Source organism: Terrimesophilobacter mesophilus (assembly GCF_014200375.1).
GTDB classification, from domain to species: Bacteria; Actinomycetota; Actinomycetes; order Actinomycetales; family Microbacteriaceae; genus Terrimesophilobacter; species Terrimesophilobacter mesophilus.
The window spans coordinates 670771-686127 of the sequence record NZ_JACHBP010000001.1 but is presented as its reverse complement, the minus strand read 5'-3'; the positions used below and the strand labels follow the sequence as shown (position 1 = coordinate 686127).

Genomic DNA, 15357 nt, shown 5'->3' with positions numbered 1-15357 from the left:
TCCCAGGGGAGGGACACGATGCCGTACGTCGATGCCGATGGTGCTCCGCTTCGAGTGATCGAATTGAATCAGGCGCCGGAGGACGGGCACTACTTCCAGCTCATGCGGGCGATCGGGTTCCGCGAGCATCCCGGGCCGGAGGACTCGGAGACGAATCCGACCCATTGGGCGCCGGCGCATCATCCGAGCGACAACCCGGGGCCGGGAAACCGCACTGACCTCGCATCGGTGCCGTGGGTGTTCTGGAGTTTCATCGCATCGTACGGCCGGCAGAGCGCGCCGGCGATACTTCACGATCACCAGAGCGAGCTGGCGCGGGCAATGCCGACTGCCGAGGCGCTGCGTGCTCGTCGGGCGGACGACAGGCTCTTCCGGGTGGGACTGCGTCAGCAGAAAGTGCCGCTCCTGCGCGCATGGCTCATGTGGACGGTCGTGTCCTATTGGCGATACCTGGCACACGCTCCGATTCGCTTCGCCGCCATGACGGTCCAGACCGCTCTCGGTGCTGCCGCCGTCCATCTCGCCGTGATCCTCAGCACGGGACATCCGCTCTGGCTCCTGCTCCTCCTGGCTCCCGCGGTCGGTTCGCTCGCCTGGCGCGCCGAGGCGCCCCTGCTCGCCTGGGGCAGTTATGGACTCGCCGTTCTCGCACCGCTCATGGTGCTGCAGACGCTCGCGCTCATCCCGTACTGGGTGCTCGAGGTCCTCGTGAGGGAACTCGTCGATCGCCCGTTCGTCGATCACAAGCCGGATACGCAGCTCGGCCCGTTCTTCCGCGCCGGTCGCTGACGTCGATCGGACGGCACCTTGCCTGAGGCGATCGATGGGGGTAGACCGGAAGAATGACGGAACCGAACGGGGACGCGGGATCCGGGTCGCCGGGCCAGGGCCGGGAGGCGCCGAAGCAGGCGACGCCACGGCAGGCGACGCCACGGCCTCCTGATTCTGAACCGCTGGAGCTCGTCCCGTTGCCCGGCAGCGAGCGACCGCCGGCCGAGGGGGCGCGGCCTGCGGCGGTGCCGCTGGATCCTGGCGGCACGGTCATGGTCACCCTCGTCGTGCGGCGGAAGTCGGCCGCTGTGGCACCGGATCCCCTCGCGCCGCACAGCACCCCGGCGGATGCGGCTGCGGCCCACGGTGCGGATCCGACCGATATCGCACTCGTCGTCGACACCATGACTCGGGTGGGGCTGACGGTCCTCGACACTGATATCGCCTCGCGCAGGGTGCACGTGTCCGGGGCCACCGCGCGGGTGTGCGAGGCATTCGGTACGACCCTCGCCTCGGTGACGAGCATCGCGCCAGCTGGGGCGGCCGCCGAACGCTGCGAGCATCGCCATCGCACCGGCGGCCTCAGCATCCCGAAGGAGCTCGATGGCATCGTCACAGCGGTGCTCGGCCTCGACGATCGTCCGCAGGCTCGTGCGCAATTCCGCATCGCCTTTCCACACGCTGTCTCCGTCAGTTATACGCCGCCCCAACTCGGGGAGATCTACCGCTTTCCCGCCGACACCGACGGCACGGGACAGACGATCGCGATCATCGAATTGGGCGGAGGATACGGACCTTCGGATCTCGACGCGTACTTCAACGGCCTCGAGTTGCCGACCCCATCCGTGACGGCCGTGGGCGTGGACGGCGCCGCGAACGCGCCGGGCACAGGCCAGGATGGCGCCGATGGCGAGGTGCTGCTCGACATCGAGGTCGCAGGAGCGCTGTGCCCTGCTGCATCGTTCGTCGTCTATTTCGCGCCCAATACGGATGCCGGATTCCTCGACGCGATCGCCGATGCCGCGCACGCGATCCCGACCCCGACGGCCATGAGCATCAGCTGGGGCCAGAGCGAGGACCAGTGGACGGCCCAGGCGCGTGGCGCCATGGACGATGCGCTGCTGGATGCTGTCGCCCTCGGGGTGACCGTCACCGCCGCTGCGGGCGACAACGGCAGCTCGAACGGCAGCCGGGACGGGTCGGATCACGCAGACTTCCCGGCATCCAGCCCGCATGCGCTCGCCTGCGGCGGAACGACACTCCAGGCGACTGCCGCGGCGGTGATCTCCGAGGTCGTCTGGAATGACGGGCCGGGGGGTGGTGCGACCGGTGGCGGTGTGAGCGACGTGTTCGGTATGCCGGCGTGGCAGTCGGGCGTGGGCATCCCCGGCGCAGGCAGGCAGGGCGCGCGGGTAGCGGCGCCCGGTCGGGGGGTGCCGGATGTCGCGGGCAACGCGGACCCCAACACCGGCTACCAGGTGCTCGTTCACGGGGTCAGGGCCGTGTACGGCGGAACGAGCGCTGTCGCGCCACTGTGGGCCGCACTTGTCGCGCGTTTCGCCCAATCCCTCGGCACGCCGCTCGGATTGCTGCAACCGAAGCTCTACGGAATGTCGACCGGATTCCGCGACATCACGGTCGGCGACAACGGCTCATACTCCGCAGGACAGGGGTGGGATGCCTGCACGGGGCTCGGCACGCCGGACGGCACAGCCATCCTGGCCGGTCTCGCTGCGGCGGTCGAGTGACGTCCTGCGGATCAAGGGACCAGGTGCCCCCAGCAGGATTTGAACCTGCGGCCTTCTGCTCCGGAGGCAGACGCTCTATCCCCTGAGCTATGGGGGCCAGGAGTGCGTGACAAGGTTACCAGTCGCGAACCCCTGAGGATTCGCTGTCGCCGAATCGGCGCCGCAATAGGCTGGCAACGTGGACTTCGACGGCGTGCGGATGCTTGCGGTGCTCCTCGCCATCGGCTCAGGCGTGTGGGTGGGTGGGGTCGTCACCGTGGCCATCGTGTCGTCGAGCACGCAGACGACTGTCGCGGCCGCCGATCGCATCGCGCTGTTTCGCGTGTTCGGGCGGCGGTTCGCCTCTTTCGTGGCGGCCACCGCCGTGCTCGTCGTCCTGCCTGCGCTCGCCCTGGCCACCCTGGAGCCGGCCCCCATCACCTGGGGTATCCTCGTGCTCGCCGTCGGCCTTCTTCCCGTCATCGCCGTCGGGATCGTCCAGGCGCGTCGGATGACCTCCCTGCGCAGCGCCGCGGCCTCCGGAGGGGGCGATCCGGGCCGACTCCGCAGGAACGCGGCGGTCGCCCGCGTGCTGCGCTCCCTCATCGGGCTCATGAGCCTCGGCCTGCCGGTACTGGCGGTGCTGGTTGCAGAGCGGATCTGAGACCGCGCAGTGGTGCACGGGGCCGGCGTCAGCGGCCAGCGGCGACGGCCTTCGCCACGATCGTGGTCGCATCCTGAGGTACTGCGAAGTACTCGGATGAGGCCGTGACCCAGATCGACCCGGCGAAGGCCTGGAGGACTCCGACGCCGCCGGACACCGTGAAGTACGCTTCGTCGCCGAGCCCCCCGACCGGCGTACCGGACCTCGCTGCAGACCTTGCGGCGGCGAAAGCGGTTGCCCCTGGGCTCGAGACTCCGATGTCGATCGTGGCGCCGCTCGTCTGGTTGACCCACCTGCATATTGTTCCGTCATCGGCCGCGGCACGTGCCACGAGGGTGTTCGCGCCTGGCGCGAAGGAGCCGAGCAGGCCGAAATTCGGGTTGAAGTCGTATATCGTCTGGGCGTCGACCACGGATGCGCAGGGGATCGACACGGGTGTCGGGCCGTCGTCGGGCGTCGCGGACTCGCTCGAGGAACTCGTGGGCGCCGGCGAGTCGGAGGGCGAAGCGTCGGTCGATGGAGAGATCGAGGGCGACGAAGACGGTCCGGCCGGCTGTCCCTGCGACATGCATCCAGTGAGGGACACCATCGCCGAGAGCGCGATGGCGACGAACGTCGTCCGGATGGCAGATCTCCGTGTCAGCACCGGTTCATTCTCGCCGCCCGGTCGTCGACTGCGGCACCGCAACGCCGCAGAAGACCCGATCGCCGCCGGATAGAATCGATTCTCGTGACCCCAGCCGAACTCGCCACCGCCATCCACGCGATCGTCAGCGCGGAACTCGGCCTGCGAGGCGGTTCCGTCACCGTCAGCCTGGACGACGTCACGCTCGAGCGTCCGAAGAATCGTGACCACGGCGACTGGGCGCTCAACATCGCCATGAAGCTCGCCAAGCCGCTCGAGACGAACCCGCGCGAGCTCGCCGCCGCGCTCGCCGCCGGAATCGGCGCGATCCCCGGTGTCGCGGGAGTCGATGTCGCAGGTCCCGGCTTCATCAACATCCGGCTTGATGCCGCGGCCGCGGGCTCCATCGCGAAGTCCATCGTCGACAGCGGCGAGGCATACGGACGGAACGACTCGCTCGCGGGCCAGTCGATCAACCTCGAATTCGTATCCGCGAATCCGACCGGCCCGCTGCACATCGGCCATACCCGCTGGGCGGCTCTCGGCGACTCCATCGCACGCGTGCTCACGGCATCCGGTGCGCACATGGTGAGCGAGTTCTACATCAACGACGCCGGCAACCAGATGGACAACTTCGGCGCATCCATCTTCGCAGCGCTCACCGGAGAGCCGACCCCGGAGAACGGATACCCCGGCGAGTACGTGGCGGATCTCGCGGCACGCGTGAAGGCCCGGTACCCGGACATCCTCACCCTCGGCCGAAACGAGGGCCTCGCGATCGCTCGCGAGACCGGCTACGAGCTCCAGCTCGCGGACATCCGCGAATCACTCGAAGAATTCAACGTGCACTTCGACGTCTGGTTCAGCGAGCGCTCCCTGCACGAGCCGGATGACTCCGGCGAGAACGCGGGCACGAGCGCGGTCGAGCGCGCGATCGACCGGTTGCGCGCACAGGGGCACGTGTTCGAGGAGGACGGCGCGGTCTGGGTGCGCACGACCGACTTCGGCGACGACAAGGACCGCGTCATTCGTCGCAGCAACGGCGTCTACACCTACTTCGCCTCGGATGCCGCCTACTACCTCGACAAGGGGGACCGCGGGTTCGCGCACAAGATCTACCTGCTCGGCGCCGACCACCACGGCTACGTGCATCGGCTCAAAGCGCTCGCCGGAGCGGCCGGAGACGACCCCGAGACGGACATCGAGATCCTCATCGGGCAGCTCGTGAGCATCAATGGAGCACGGCTCTCCAAGCGGGCGGGCAACATCATCGAGCTCGACGACCTTCGCGAATGGCTGGGTACGGACGCCCTGCGCTACTCGCTTGCGCGCTACCCCGCGGACTCACCGCTCACCCTCGACCCGGAACTGCTCACCAAGCGCACGAACGACAACCCGGTGTTCTACGTTCAGTACGCGCACGCGCGCACCCACCAGGTCGCCAGGAACGCGGCGGAATCCGGAATCGACCACGGTGCGTTCGAGCCGGAGCTGCTTGAGCACGAGACGGAGAACAACCTCGTCGGACTCCTTGCGGAGTTCCCCCGCATCGTCGCGCTGGCCGCGCAGTTGCGCGAACCGCACCGGGTGGCGAGGTACCTGGAGGAGCTCGCTGCCGCGTACCACCGCTGGTACGACTCGTGCCGCGTCATCCCGCTCGGCGATGAGCCGGCCACTGCCGTGCACCGGACGCGCCTGTGGCTGAACGACGCCGCCGGGGTCGTGCTGCGCAACGGGCTCCGGCTCCTCGGGGTCTCCGCGCCGGAGCGCATGTAGCGGTCGCCCAGGATCGAAGAATGTCGGTTCGGTGTGGGATGCTCCGGGCATGAAGATTTCACGTCAACTCACGGTTTTCGACACCGCGGATCTCGCTGCGGAGAGTACTTTTTGGGCCGGATTGCTGGGTGGGACCGTCGTGGCCGACGACGACTGGCACACCGTCCTCGTCGACGGAGAGCCGCGCGTCGCCTTCCAGCTCGCGCCGGACCATGTGCGCCCGGACTGGCCGGACGGCGCACCGCAGCAGGCCCACATCGACCTGGACGTCGATGACATCGTCTCCGCCAGGCAGGAAGCGCTCGCCCTCGGGGCCACGATTCTTCAGCCTGCGGGCGACCTCGACGGGACGCACGGTTTCGAGGTCTACGCGGACCCGTCCGGGCATCCGTTCTGCCTCTGCTGGGGATGATGCGGGAGAGCCTGCGGGAGAGCCTGCGGGAGAGCCTGCGGGAGGGGCTGCGGGGGTCGCGGAGAGGGTGGATCGCGGTGGGTCACGGGCACAGGATCCGGTGTCATCCGCCCGCTCTAAGCTTGTCCCGTGGTTGAAGCAGACCGGCCCATCGGGCTCGAACAGGCGAAGGCCGAAGCCGACTCCCTGACGACGCGCATCCTCGAATTGCGGGACGCGTACTATGCGCGCGACACCTCGCTCGTGGACGACGCGGAATACGACGCCCAGATGCGTCGGCTCGAGGAGCTCGAGCGGCTGTTCCCGGAACTTCAGGGCCAGGATTCGCCCACCCAGACGGTCGGTGGTGGTGGAGGCGAGGCCGGTCTCGCGACGATCGAGCACGCAGAGCGGATGCTGAGCCTCGACAACGTCTTCTCCGCGGAGGAGCTGCGCTCCTGGTGCGTCAAGACGGGGGATTCTGCCGCTCGGCCGGTCTCCTGGCTCACGGAACTGAAGATCGATGGACTCGCGATCAGCCTGCGCTACGAGAACGGTGTCCTCTCCTCTGCGGCGACGCGCGGGGACGGTCGCGTGGGGGAGCTCGTGACCGAGAACGCCCTGAGGCTCGGATCGATACCCAGGCGGCTGAAGGGGGAAGGGCATCCGCCGATCGTCGAGGTGCGCGGTGAGGTGTTCATCCCGGTCGCGGCGTTCACGCGGCTCAATGAGCTCCAGGCGGAGTTCCGCGAGCGGGCGTTCGCGGAGTCCGAGGAGCGCTGGAATGCGCGCAAGTCCGCGAATGGAGCCTTCGACGACGAGAAGGCGCGCACCGCGGCGGCGCGGAGATTCCCCGCATTCGCCAACCCTCGGAACGCTGCAAGCGGCGGACTCCGGCAGCAGCTCGACAAGAAGGACGGTCTCGAACTCGAAGCCGCGCTCGCCCGTGTGGGCTCGCTGAACCTCTACGTGCACGGCATCGGAGCATGGCCGAACCCACCGGTGTCCTCGCAGAGCGAGATCTACGAACTGCTCGCCGGCTGGGGACTGCCGACGAGTCCGTACAGCCGCGTCCTTCCCGACGTCGACGGTGTCCTCGACTTCGTGAAGTACTACGGGGAGAACCGCGGCAGCGTCGAGCACGAGATCGACGGCATCGTGATCAAGGTCGACGAACTGGAGCTGCACGAAGAACTCGGTGCCACGAGTCGCGCCCCGCGGTGGGCGATCGCCTACAAATATCCCCCTGAGCAGGTGAACACGAAGCTCCTCGACATCGTCGTGAGTGTCGGTCGCACCGGACGTGTCACCCCGTTCGCCGTCATGGAACCCGTGCGCGTCGCCGGGTCGACGGTTCGTCAGGCGACCCTGCACAACCAGGACGTCGTGAAGGCCAAGGGGGTTCTGATCGGCGACACGGTGGTGCTGCGGAAAGCCGGCGATGTGATTCCCGAGGTTCTCGGCCCCGTCGTCGAACTGCGCGACGGAAGCGAACGGGAGTTCGTGATGCCGACCCATTGCCCGGAGTGCGGCACGGCGCTCGCCCCCGCGAAAGAGGGCGATGTGGACCTGCGCTGCCCGAACGCGCGCAGCTGCCCGGCCCAGGTTCGCGGCCGCGTCGAGCACGCAGGCAGTCGGGGCGCCCTGGATGTCGAGGGGCTCGGCGAGGTCAGTGCGGCAGCGCTCACGCAGCCGGACATCCCGACCACGCCGCCGCTCGCGACCGAGGCCGGATTGTTCTCGCTCACGCTTCCCGACATCTTCCCCATCGAGGTGACCGTTCGCGACTCCGAGGACGGGCACATCAAACTCGACGACGACGGCAACCCGGAGACGCTGTCCCCGTTCAAACGCAAGCGGAAGAGGTCCGGGAGGGATGCCGATCCGGAGTTCGATCCGGATGCCGCCGAGTTCGCCGGCGACGAGGACCATGTCCCGTCGATCGCCGCGATCAGACTTCTCGACGAGCTCGAGCTCGCCAAGACGAAACCGCTCTGGCGGATCCTCGTCGCGCTCAGCATCCGGCACGTCGGACCCGTCGCCGCACGCGCACTCGCGGACTGGTTCGGTTCGCTCGACGCCATCCGGTCGGCCGGCAGGGACGACCTGGCCGTCGTCGACGGCGTCGGCGGGATCATCGCGGATGCGGTGGTCGAATGGTTCCAGGTCGACTGGCACCGGGAGATCGTGGACCGATGGGAAGCTGCCGGCGTTCAGTTCGCATCACCGGGGCATCCGGGTCCCGGGGCTGCGGCGGCGGCGGGGGGCGTACTCGCCGGCCTCACGGTCGTCGCCACCGGAAGCCTGGAGGGTTTCACCCGGGAAGGGGCGCAGGAGGCCATCATCGCGGCGGGTGGAAAGGCGGCCTCGAGCGTGTCGGCGAAGACGGATTTCGTCGCCGCGGGGCCGGGCGCCGGATCGAAACTGACGAGGGCGGAAGAGCTCGGAATCCGCATTCTGGATGCCGCGGAGTTCGCGGTGCTGTTACAGGAGGGGCCGGCGGGGCTCGCGAAATAGCAGTCGACGATTGGGAAAATCGAGGATTGCTGGCAGAGTTCGCTTTCTACCCCTATTATGGGGGGCGAACAGTTCACACGTGGCAGTGAGGGTTCCCCGACCCGAATTGCTACCGATAGGAAGTGCCCGAATTGCTGCTGGAAATGACAGCATTGGCGCTTTCCCTTTCCCTGGGTGGGGGGAGCGGTGCCTTTGGCGCGCTCGAAATCGGGTCCTCCCTCCCGACCGGACACCAGGCGGCCGGCATGTCGGCGCTGTCCGGTTCGCCTGTGATCACAGGCATCACGGATGCGTCGGGGCCGGTGCGCCAGGTCGACATCGCGCCGATCACCGTGCCGGAGTTCACGCATGGCGGTGACACGAGGTTGACGCCGGTGGACGTCGCCCTCCTCCCGTCTCTCGGTGGAAGGGCGCTGCTCGACCAGTTCAGCCTGCTCCCCGCGGCGGCGCTCTCGACCTTCGTCCAGGACCACCCGGACGCGATCAGCCGGCTGTTGTCCACCCCGATCGCGGCGCGCGAGGTGTCGAACTGGTGGGGGACGATGAGCCCGGCCGCGAGGGAGAAGCTTCTCACGACCACCCCGCAGCTCATCGGCAACCTCGACGGCCTGCCGTACGGAACGCGGGACCTCGCGAACCGCGCGTACCTCGGTGCCGCCATCGCCCGACTGGAAGCGAAACTGAGCACCGGCGTGGGCCGCGGGATGAACGTTGAGGTGACCAACCACCTGCACATGCTCACCCAGATCGACCACGCTCTCAAGGCGAAAGCGGGCGATCCGGTGCGCACCCTGGTCAGCCTGGACACGGTCTCACCCGGTCGCGCAGCGATAGTGGTCGGCGACCTCGCGAGCGCCGACTACGTGAGCTACCTCATCCCCGGCATGTTCTTCACGATCGACGGCCAGGTGGACGACTGGGCGAACACCGCCACCACGCTGTATCAGGACCAGGCCTCGTGGCTGGCTCGGCTCGGCGAGGCGTCGAAGACTGTGGCGACGGTCGCCTGGATCGGCTACCAGACTCCACACCTCCTGAACGTCGGTTCATTGACTCTCGCGGATGAGGGCGCCGGCTACCTGACGAGCGCGATCGAGGGGTTGCAGACTCTGCGCGGCGCATCGCAGCCGTACGTGTCGGTCATGGCGCATTCCTACGGGTCGACCGCCGCTTTGATCGCTCTCCAGCGCGGCGACTTCCAGGTGGATGCTCTGGCCGTCGTCGGTTCCCCCGGCAGCTCGGCCCAGAACGTGTCCGGCCTGGCGGTGCGCAGCGGAAACGTGTACGTGGGTGAGGCCGGCTGGGACCCGGTCGTCAACTCCGCGTTCTACGGCAGCGACCCCGGTGCCGCGTCCTACGGTGCGCACCGGATGAGCGTCGCGGGTGGGGTGGATGCGATCACGAGCGCGCTCCTTGGCGCCTCATATGGTCACAACGAATACTTCCGGCCCGGCAGTGAGAGCATGCGCAACCTGGCTCTCATCGGCATCGACGAGGGTGGTCTCGTGATGGACGACGGCGGCACGATGATCGCGGCGGAGCGCCGCTAGCCCCCGGCATCCGGCCCGAGTGGGCTCGAATAGGATTGAACGGTGCCTGACACAACACCGCCACCTCTGGATTCCGCCCAGGTCGCCCACTTGGCGTCCCTGGCACGCATCGCCCTGACCGCGGACGAGATCGAGAAGCTGACCGGAGAACTCGGTGTCATCATCGAATCGATCGCGAAGGTCTCGGAGGTCGCGACCCCGGATGTCCCGGCGACGTCGCATCCGATTCCGCTGTCGAACGTCTTCCGGCCGGATGTCCCCGGCGCGACGCTCACGGTCGAGCAGGCGCTGTCCGGCGCTCCGGAGCGTGACGGCGACCGGTTCAAGGTCTCTGCGATCCTGGGGGAGGAGCAGTGAGCGGGCACGGTGCAGTGAGCGGCGACTCCCTCATCTCCCTGTCGGCATCGGTTCTCGCTGAAAGGCTGCATTCCGGCGAACTCTCGTCGGTCGAGGTCACCCAGGCGCATCTGGACCGCATCGCGGAGGTCGATGGCGACATCCACGCGTTCCTGCACGTCTCCGCCGATGCGCTCAAGACGGCCGCCGAGGTGGACGGTGCGCGCAGGCTCGGGGCGAAGCTCAGTCCGCTCGCCGGTGTTCCCGTCGCCATCAAGGACGTGCTGTGCACCCAGGACATGCCGTCGACGGCCGGCTCACGAATCCTCGAGGGCTGGATTCCTCCCTATGACGCGACGGTCGTGGCCAAGTTGCGCAAGGCTCGGCTCATCCCGCTCGGCAAGACGAACATGGACGAGTTCGCGATGGGCTCCTCGACCGAGCACTCGGCATTCGGTCCCACGCACAACCCCTGGGACCTCGAGAGGATCCCCGGCGGATCCGGCGGCGGGTCGGCTGCGGCGGTCGCGGCCTTCGAGGCACCACTGGCTCTCGGCAGCGACACGGGCGGTTCGATCCGGCAGCCCGCCGCCGTGACGGGGACGGTGGGCATGAAGCCCACCTACGGCGGGGTGTCGCGCTACGGCGCGATCGCGCTCGCATCGTCGCTCGACCAGGTCGGCCCGGTCACCCGGACAGTTCTCGACGCTGCATTGCTGCACGACGTCATCGGCGGTCACGACGAACACGATTCCACCTCCCTCACCGATGCGTGGCCGTCGTTCGCCGACGCGGCGCGCGCCGGGGCGGCATCCGGATCGCTCACGGGCGTTCGCGTCGGTGTCGTGAAGGAGCTCGGCGGCGAAGGCTTCCAGGCGGGAGTGAGTGCGCGGTTCGCGGAGGCCCTCGACCTGATGGCTTCGGCCGGCGCGGAGATCGTGGAGGTGTCCGCGCCATCGTTCCGCTACGCGATCGCGGCCTACTACCTGATCCTTCCCGCTGAGGCGTCGAGCAACCTGGCGAAGTTCGACTCGGTGCGGTTCGGGCTTCGGGTCAATCCGCCCGGCGGCGGCACCGTCGAGGATGTCATGGCGGCCACGCGCGAGGTCGGATTCGGCCCAGAGGTCAAACGTCGGATCATCCTGGGCACGTACGCCCTGAGCGCCGGCTATTACGACGCGTACTACGGCAGCGCGCAGAAGGTGCGCACGCTCATCCAGCGCGACTTCGATTCCGCATTCTCCCGCGCGGATGTGCTCGTCTCGCCCGCAGCGCCGACCACGGCGTTCAAACTCGGGGAGAAGCTCGAGGACCCGCTGGCCATGTACCTGAACGATGTCACGACCATCCCCGCGAACCTTGCCGGTGTGCCCGGAATGGGGCTTCCGATGGGGCTCGCCCCGGAGGACGGCCTTCCGACGGGCATCCAGATCATGGCGCCGGCTCACGAGGATGCCCGCATCTACACGGTCGGCGCGACGCTCGAGGCGCTGCTGGAACAGTCCTGGGGCCGCACCCTCATCAGCCAGGCGCCGGGCCACCCGTCAATGCCGCTCCCTGACGAGCGCGCGGCGCGTCTCGAAGGGGGCACCCGATGACCTCCACCGCTGACCTCATGGACTTCGACAAGGCTCTCGAGCTGTTCGAACCGGTGCTCGGGTTCGAGGTGCATGTCGAACTGAACACGAAGACGAAGATGTTCTCTCCCGCGCCGAACCCTGCAGCCCCTGGGGCGGATGCCAGCGAACCGAACACCATGGTCACGCCGGTCTGCCTCGGGTTGCCCGGTTCACTGCCCGTCGTGAATGAGCAGGCGATCCGGTTCTCGATCAGCCTCGGCCTCGCGCTCGGCTGCGAGATCGCGCCGACGAGCCGGTTCGCGCGCAAGAACTACTTCTACCCCGACCTCGCCAAGAATTACCAGATCAGCCAGTACGACGAACCGATCGCGCACGACGGCCTTGTCGAGGTTGAACTCGCGAACGGGAAGACCTTCCGCATCGAGATCGAACGCGCTCACATGGAGGAGGATGCCGGAAAGCTCACGCACGTCGGTGGCGCGACCGGTCGCATTCAGGGTGCGGATTACTCGCTCGTCGACTACAACCGCGCCGGCGTGCCGCTCGTCGAAATCGTGACGAAGATGATCACGGGCGCAGAGCACGATGCTCCGGAGTTGGCGAAAGCGTACGTGTCCGCGATCCGGGACATCGTCGTCGCACTTGGGATCAGCGAGGCGAGGATGGAGCGCGGCAACCTCCGGTGCGACGCGAACATCTCGCTCTCTCCGCGCGGCTCGGGAGAGCTCGGTACGCGCACCGAGACGAAGAACGTCAACAGCCTTCGCAGTGTCGAGCGTGCCATCCGGTACGAGATCCAGCGGCAGGCCGCGATTCTGGCCGCCGGGGGCGCGATCATCCAGGAGACGCGCCACTGGCACGAGGACTCCGGTACGACATCCGCGGGGCGCCCGAAGAGCGATGCGGATGACTACCGGTATTTCCCCGAGCCCGACCTGTTGCCGGTCGAGCCGTCGAGAGCCCTGATCGAGGAGCTGAGGTCCGCATTGCCGGAGCCTCCCGCGGTGCGTCGCCGTCGGCTCAAGGAGTCGTGGGGTTTCACCGATCTCGAGTTCCAGGATGTCCTCAACTCCGGTCTCCTCGTGGAGGTGGAGAGCACGGTGGCCGCGGGTGCTTCGCCCGCGCAGGCCCGGAAGTGGTGGACGGGCGAGATCGCCCGGCTCGCGAACGTCGCCGCGGTCGACCCGTCCTCGCTCGTGTCGCCAGCGGATGTCGCGGCACTCGTCGCGCTCGTGGAGTCAGGCGAACTCACGGACCGGCTCGCCCGGCAGGTGCTCGAGGGCGTCATCGCGGGGGAGGGTTCGCCATCCGAGGTGGTCGAGAAGCGCGGCCTCAAGGTCGTGTCCGACGACGGTGCGCTCATCGCCGCGATCGATGAGGCGCTTGCTTCGCAACCGGATGTCCTCGAGAAGATCCGCGACGGCAAGGTGCAGGCGGCCGGAGCCGTCATCGGTGCGGTCATGAAGGCCATGCACGGCCAGGCGGATGCTGCCCGCGTGCGCGAACTCGTCCTGGAGCGCGCGACCACGCCATAGCGGCTGTCGCGCGGCTGCGCTCTGCGTCGCGTTTCTGCGTCATGTTTCTGGGTCACGCGTACCTGCGTCACGTTCCTCTGTCGCGTCGATCTGTCGCGGCGATCGGCCCCGTTCCCTGGCCGCGTTCTCTGGTGGCCGCTCCCTGGTGGTCGCCTGCGGTGGCCGCACTCTGGTCGAACCTCCGATCACCATTCGTGATTTTCGCGCCCTGTGCTCTGTGCTCTGTGCCCTGTGCCCTGTGCCGTGCGCTCAGCGAGCGGTGTGCGCAACCCGTGGTGCGACGACGATGGCGACGACCGCGATGAGTCCTGCGAACGCGAACACCCCGGCGAACGAGAGTCCGATGGCGGCGAGTCCGGCGAAGACGACTCCGGTGAGGGCGAGCGAGAGCGCACTGCCGAGGGAGTCGCCGATGGCGAGTGCGGAACTGTTGAAACCCTGTGTTCCCGGTATCGACAGGGCGAGCGTGAGTGTACTCAGCCGCGGGTACATGAGCCCCATTCCGCCGCCGCCGAGTATCCAACCGGCGATCGCGAGCACGGGTGGGAATCCGAAGAGTGTCGTGATGAGGGCCGAAACGATGGCGGCGAGCACGAGCGCGCTGCCGATCGCGGTGCATGCCGCGTTGCCGAGCCACTCGCTCAGGCGTCCCTGCAACCAGGACGCACCCGCCCAGGCCAGCGCTCCGAAGGTGAGCGCGAGGCCGGCGAGGGTCGGCGAGAAGTCGTAGTTCTCGATGAGCAGGTATGGCAGGTAGACCTCCGCACCGAAGAACGCCGAGGCCGCCAGTCCACGCAACAGGATGACGCTGGGAAGGCCGCGACGCGAAAGTAGCGTTCCGCGTGGCAGGAGTGGTCGCACCGCGATGATCGCGACGATCGCTGCGATGCCGGCGAGAGGCAGTCCGACACCGTCGACTTCGGCGACGAGGCTGAGGGCGAGCACAGCCGCTGCCGCGACGACGGCCCAGGCGATCCGTCCGAACGCCCATGGAGTGGGCGATGTCGGGGCGGGCGCTGCGGACTCTGGAGGACCCGGGATCATCGCAGCCGGCACGGTTGCTTCGGACCCTGTCGGACTCGCGGCCAACGCGGCCGGGGACGTCGGCACCGTGACCGCCGGCGTCGAGTCGGCGAATGCGGCGGCATCCGACACCGCTATGCCGCCTGACAAGCCGCGCAGCGCCGGCGCAACCATCGCGGTTGCGATCCCCACGAGGGCGACGACACCGAGGAACACCCAGTGCCAGCTGAAGATCTCGGTCACGACGCCGGCGGCCACCGGCCCCACGAGGGATGGGATCACCCACGCGGCAGCGAATCCGGCGAAGATCGAGGGGTGCAGTCGAGGGGGGAAAACCCGCGCAACGACGACGTAGAGCGCGACGGTGACCGCGCCGGTTCCGAGGCCCTGCACGAGGCGGCCGAGAACCAGTACCGGCATCGTGAATGCGGTACCGGCGATGAGCAGACCTGTGGCGAAGAGCACCGACGAGGTGTACAGCGGGATCACCGGGCCGCTGCGATCCGACCAGTTGCCGGCGATCACCATGCCGATGACTCCGGTGGCCAGCGGACCGGCGAACGCCAGTGCATACAGGCTCACACCATCGAGATCCGCACTCACCACCGGCATGATCGTGGTGACGGCGAGCGACTCAAAAGCGCCGAGGAATACGAGCGCGCACGAGCCGATCGTGATCCACAGGTAACCGCGGCTGAACAGGCCGGGTTCGCCTCGGCCCGCGCGAGCGGAGGGATGCCTCTCCCTCTCTGCCCCGGGCGCGCTGGATTCGGCGGACACGTGGGGCATGCTTCGAGCGTACGCGTAGCCGGCAGGCCCTGCTGCGCATCGGCTGGGAGCGGAGCGCTGTGCAACGGCTGGG

At 68.1% G+C, this 15357-nt stretch carries 13 protein-coding genes and 1 tRNA gene; 11 read left to right on the top strand and 3 right to left on the bottom strand.

Annotated features, from left to right (window positions below):
- The first annotated feature begins 18 nt into the window (after positions 1 to 18).
- Positions 19 to 789: a DUF1353 domain-containing protein gene (locus BKA04_RS03410; RefSeq protein ID WP_104095150.1), complete on the top strand. Its 771-nt coding sequence runs from the start codon at positions 19 to 21 to the stop codon at positions 787 to 789.
- Positions 790 to 842: 53 nt separating this feature from the next.
- On the top strand, positions 843 to 2519 hold the full coding sequence (locus tag BKA04_RS03405; protein WP_134542224.1) for a S53 family peptidase: 1677 nt from the start codon (positions 843 to 845) through the stop codon (positions 2517 to 2519).
- A gap of 24 nt (positions 2520 to 2543) precedes the next feature.
- Here the strand turns inward: BKA04_RS03405 and BKA04_RS03400 are convergent.
- Positions 2544 to 2616 (bottom strand) — tRNA-Arg (locus BKA04_RS03400).
- Positions 2617 to 2697: 81 nt separating this feature from the next.
- On the opposite strand from BKA04_RS03400, the gene BKA04_RS03395 reads away from it, so the two are divergent.
- Positions 2698 to 3162: a hypothetical protein gene (locus tag BKA04_RS03395; RefSeq protein ID WP_104095149.1), complete on the top strand. Its 465-nt coding sequence runs from the start codon at positions 2698 to 2700 to the stop codon at positions 3160 to 3162.
- Positions 3163 to 3190: 28 nt separating this feature from the next.
- On the opposite strand, the gene BKA04_RS03390 is transcribed toward BKA04_RS03395, so the two are convergent.
- Positions 3191 to 3493 carry a hypothetical protein gene (locus BKA04_RS03390; protein ID WP_134542223.1) on the bottom strand — a complete coding sequence of 101 codons (303 nt, stop codon included), beginning with the start codon at positions 3491 to 3493 and terminating at the stop codon, positions 3191 to 3193.
- A gap of 4 nt (positions 3494 to 3497) precedes the next feature.
- Here BKA04_RS03390 and BKA04_RS03385 point away from each other — a divergent pair, with 4 nt between their 5' ends.
- The 8 genes from BKA04_RS03385 to gatB all read left to right on the top strand — a co-directional run bounded on the left by BKA04_RS03385 (position 3498) and on the right by gatB (position 13472).
- Positions 3498 to 3881 carry a hypothetical protein gene (locus BKA04_RS03385; RefSeq protein WP_134542222.1) on the top strand — a complete coding sequence of 128 codons (384 nt, stop codon included), beginning with the start codon at positions 3498 to 3500 and terminating at the stop codon, positions 3879 to 3881.
- An 11-nt stretch (positions 3882 to 3892) separates the two neighbouring features.
- On the top strand, positions 3893 to 5563 hold the full coding sequence (locus tag BKA04_RS03380; protein ID WP_104095147.1) for an arginine--tRNA ligase: 1671 nt from the start codon (positions 3893 to 3895) through the stop codon (positions 5561 to 5563).
- 49 nt (positions 5564 to 5612) lie between these two features.
- Positions 5613 to 5975: a VOC family protein gene (locus BKA04_RS03375; protein WP_104096605.1), complete on the top strand. Its 363-nt coding sequence runs from the start codon at positions 5613 to 5615 to the stop codon at positions 5973 to 5975.
- 270 nt (positions 5976 to 6245) lie between these two features.
- Positions 6246 to 8471 (top strand): NAD-dependent DNA ligase LigA, encoded by a 2226-nt coding sequence (gene ligA / locus BKA04_RS03370; protein ID WP_408646463.1) that lies wholly within the window; start codon positions 6246 to 6248, stop codon positions 8469 to 8471.
- A 245-nt stretch (positions 8472 to 8716) separates the two neighbouring features.
- Complete coding sequence (locus BKA04_RS03365; protein WP_167309652.1) at positions 8717 to 10021, top strand: alpha/beta hydrolase; 1305 nt, start codon at positions 8717 to 8719, stop codon at positions 10019 to 10021.
- Positions 10022 to 10063: 42 nt separating this feature from the next.
- Positions 10064 to 10378 carry an Asp-tRNA(Asn)/Glu-tRNA(Gln) amidotransferase subunit GatC gene (gene gatC, locus BKA04_RS03360; RefSeq protein WP_104095144.1) on the top strand — a complete coding sequence of 105 codons (315 nt, stop codon included), beginning with the start codon at positions 10064 to 10066 and terminating at the stop codon, positions 10376 to 10378.
- 14 nt (positions 10379 to 10392) lie between these two features.
- The gene (gene gatA, locus BKA04_RS03355; protein WP_104096604.1) at positions 10393 to 11955 is read left to right on the top strand and encodes an Asp-tRNA(Asn)/Glu-tRNA(Gln) amidotransferase subunit GatA; all 1563 of its coding nucleotides are present in this window, start codon (positions 10393 to 10395) and stop codon (positions 11953 to 11955) included.
- On the top strand, positions 11952 to 13472 hold the full coding sequence (gatB, locus tag BKA04_RS03350; RefSeq protein WP_104095143.1) for an Asp-tRNA(Asn)/Glu-tRNA(Gln) amidotransferase subunit GatB: 1521 nt from the start codon (positions 11952 to 11954) through the stop codon (positions 13470 to 13472). Before gatA ends, gatB begins: the two co-directional genes overlap by 4 nt.
- A 249-nt stretch (positions 13473 to 13721) precedes the next feature.
- Here the strand turns inward: gatB and BKA04_RS03345 are convergent, their stop codons facing one another.
- Positions 13722 to 15284, bottom strand: coding sequence for an MFS transporter (locus BKA04_RS03345; RefSeq protein WP_104095142.1), 1563 nt, complete (start codon positions 15282 to 15284; stop codon positions 13722 to 13724).
- Between the last annotated feature and the right edge of the window lie 73 nt (positions 15285 to 15357).